Annotated in this window: 1 protein-coding gene and 2 pseudogenes; all 3 read right to left on the minus strand. The window is 57.0% G+C overall.

Annotation, left to right across the window (positions count from 1 at the left end):
• Positions 1–1,340: 1,340 nt before the first annotated feature.
• Positions 1,341–1,666, minus strand: a pseudogene (locus tag M3I53_RS37740) (IS3 family transposase); the annotation flags it as partial.
• Positions 1,667–2,061: 395 nt separating this feature from the next.
• A pseudogene (locus M3I53_RS38545) lies at positions 2,062–2,160 on the minus strand (IS6 family transposase); the annotation flags it as partial.
• Between the two features lie 57 nt (positions 2,161–2,217).
• Positions 2,218–2,676, minus strand: a 459-nt coding sequence (locus M3I53_RS37750) for an IS6 family transposase (protein ID WP_254320798.1), incomplete at its 5' end; no start/stop codon positions are given.

Genomic DNA, 2,676 nt, shown 5'->3' on the forward strand with positions numbered 1-2,676 from the left:
TGGATTTCTTCGTTCGCAATGTTTTCGGGCAAGATCCGCCTAATTGGAATGCCACATCGACGCATTTTCCGTCGAGTTGATGACCCTTTATACTGATCGCCGTGACATTGAGTTCGTAGGATTTTTGTATAGTCACATTCAATCGTTTACGTTGGGCTCAGGACTGCTATTGCTTGCCTTCGTTGAACGCAAGCCCGCAAGATTCGTGTGGGAGACCGGCGCAGTGTCATCGCCGGTCGCTGAGCGTCGCCGTCGTTCAGGCGCTACGCCGAAAGCAGTGGGGTCAATGCCTTTGCGCGTTGGCGCAGCAGGCACAGGTTTGAGGTGAACATGCCCGTGTTCTTACCGGGTTGCCATGCAACCGATCCCGAGATGGGGCATGTTCCTGGACACAACTCCGGCGCAACGCGCATGCAGGATGAGGCTGGCCAGGCGCCAGCGGATTGAATTGACCGCGCAGTCAATGTTCGAACCACAGCGAGCTCGTGACATGCCTTGACAATATTCCGCTCATAGAAGGTAAGCTCAACCGCCTTCACCACGCACCTGCCAGATTTACCACCCCAGCCCTTGATGGTTATGGACTTCGCAATCATTTGCTCGCTCGTCCGACTGGGTAGGCCTCGTATCTGGTTTCTGTTCGTCAGGTCGTGGCTTTGCTACACGCTTCCTTCAGACCCCGCCTCACGACGACGCCCTTGCGTTTCACTAGCCCTTCACCACCATCAGGTTGGGCAGGGGACTTTCACCCCCAAGCTGTTGCGCATGCTCGGCGCACAAAAAAAAAGCGGGCCCGGAGCCCGCTAAAAACCACACGCTACGAGGTTAGCGCGAGGAGACCACTGGAGGTTCGGCCTCGCGAAGATCGGCCTCAAAGATACCACTGCGCCCGCAGTCTGGGAGGCCGTCCTGTCTGCTTGATGAGGTATCCTCTATATAACAACAATCTCGTACAGACCGCCTATTTGCACCAGAGCCTTATCCAACGTGCAAAGCCGGCGCCAGTTTTGTCGCACCAGCGTCGAATTGTTTCGTAGCTGATGACAATACCGCGGTCCAACTGCCAGCGCACGGTTCAACTGACGACGATCGCCGGGAAGCGGTGGCTGCGATAAAGCGATTGGTAACCAGCATCGCCGGATGTTACCGGACTCAGTCCGCAACGTGACAATGCCCTCTGTCGCGGTGGGTTGTTCCAGTCCTGTTCCAAAGCACTTTCCGGGCCATGTGGACCGCAAACGCTCGGAGCCCCCAGAGCACAGGCATAGTGACGCATTGGCGGGAAATTGCGTCGGCTATCAAACAATGACGTGGGTTCCTTACAAATCGCGCATGTTTAGCCGATTGACCCGATCCAGCGGGCGCGGTGCACTCGCATCGGCCTATGTCGTGCGACCCGCTTACCGCGAACTGCCCCACGCAGCCCTTGCCGTTTCATCAATCGTGCGACCGTGCAGCGGGCCACCGCAACGCCTTCCCGGTTCGTCTGCCTCCAGACCTTCGGCACGCAATAGACCTGCATGTTGGCCAGCCAGTCACGCTTGATCTCCGGTTGCCGAATGCTCGGGCGCAGCGTCGGGACGGATCTCGAAGCTGTGCTGCATGACGTCGGCAGCCCTGACGGGGCCGTCCGCAAGACCGTGCGGATCGGCTCGACCCCGAAGACGTGATACTGATCCTGCTGGAATGCTCGTCGGAGTTGTTTTCTGCAACAGGCCAACTGCGACTTTCAGAGAACGCTCTAACGTGACAATGTCGACATACGTCGTCGGGAGTTGGACAAACAGGACGACCACTCACACAATTGATCGTGCATCGTCGGCTATTCTTGTGATTTCAAGCTGGGGAACCGGTGGCGCATAGTTTGCTTGATTATAGTGCCTTCAGGTGCGTTCCGCAGCCGGAGATCCGTAGCGCTTCCGCTACGCTCTGTTCAGATTTTCACGAATGGCCCAAGCGCACGGCGTTGTCACGTTAAGGTATTCGAGACGCAAGAGCGTACAGAACGTGCATTTGCCCAGAAATTGGACGGAACTTGGGTGAGAGAAGCGATGCCACGCCGGCAAAGCGTGCGGCGAGCTGTTTGCGATAGAGTGATGCACGCAGTGAATGTCGCTTGCGCGCGAAGTGCTGGCGAATCGGACCGAAGCTCGATAAGGGGACTCTGGTGCAAATAGGCGGTGTGTACGAGATTGTTGTTATATAGAGGATACCTTATCAAGCAGACAGGACGGCCTCCCAGACTGCGGGCGCAGTGGTATCTTTGAGGCCGAGCTTCGCGAGGCCGAATTGGCCCTTGCGAATGCGATGTACCAACTCAATACCAGAGAGAGTGATCGCTGCGTTCCTGAAACGTTTGAAGCCGAGCATGACTTTCGTCCGGGACTTGATGCTGCGGTGGTCCTGCTCGACCAGATTATTGAGATATTTCGAGGATCGGACCTTCGTGTCCTCAGGCAGCAAGCCATCGGCCTTCATCTCGCGCACGGCGCGGTGCGAGGCCGCATAGCCGTCAAGCGTGATGATCTTCGGTGGCTGGCCCTGATGTTTGATCGCCTTCCTGAAAAAGGCTTTTGCCGTCTCCACGTCGCGCTTTGCACGGAGCATGAAGTCAACCGTCTGGCCCACCCGATCCACCGCCCGATAAAGATAGACCCACTTGCCGCGCAGCTTGAG

This window comes from Paraburkholderia sp. CNPSo 3272, assembly GCF_024206495.1.
In the GTDB taxonomy this organism is placed as follows: domain Bacteria; phylum Pseudomonadota; class Gammaproteobacteria; order Burkholderiales; family Burkholderiaceae; genus Paraburkholderia.